Source organism: Streptomyces sp. DH12, from assembly GCF_020873895.1.
Classification (GTDB): domain Bacteria; phylum Actinomycetota; class Actinomycetes; order Streptomycetales; family Streptomycetaceae; genus Streptomyces.
The window spans coordinates 1-485 of the sequence record NZ_JAHWGT010000802.1 but is presented as its reverse complement, the minus strand read 5'-3'; the positions used below and the strand labels follow the sequence as shown (position 1 = coordinate 485).

The window sequence follows — 485 nt, the reverse complement described above, 5'->3', positions numbered from 1 at the left end:
GGGGAGCAGGGCGGGGTAGCAGAACCGCCACCGGGCGGCTACCGTCAGCGACGAGTTCGCTGACCTTATCCCGTCCCGGCGCCGGCCGCCGGGAGAGGCGAGCGGTGCGTCCGCCGCGGGCGCGTCCGACGGCCAGCCACGATCGAGGAGACGAGGTGACGTCCGGGTGTCCCAGACCCAGGCAGAAGCCGCGGTGATGCAGCAGACCGCCGCGAAGTTCGAGCAGGTGGACCAGTCCCTGCAGTCCATGCTGACCGGCCTGCTGGCCGAGCTGGAGGTGTTGCAGCAGGCCTGGCGGGGTGCCGGCGGGCGCTCGTTCGAGCAGGTGAAGCAGCAGTGGTCGCAGGACCAGGCGGCGTTGCAGCGGGCGCTGCGGGAGACCGCCACCGCCATCCGCACCGCCGGCCAGCAGTACGACGTGTCCGACAACGAGGCCGCCGGCCGGGTCGCCGGCACCAACCGCAGCATCCAGCTGCCGCTGTAGC

At 72.8% G+C, this 485-nt stretch carries 1 protein-coding gene; it reads left to right on the top strand.

The window, feature by feature from the left end; all coding sequences use genetic code 11:
- The first annotated feature begins 166 nt into the window (after positions 1-166).
- Positions 167-484, top strand: coding sequence for a WXG100 family type VII secretion target (locus LPA54_RS37145; protein WP_132406460.1), 318 nt, complete (start codon positions 167-169; stop codon positions 482-484).
- Position 485: the final 1 nt, after the last annotated feature.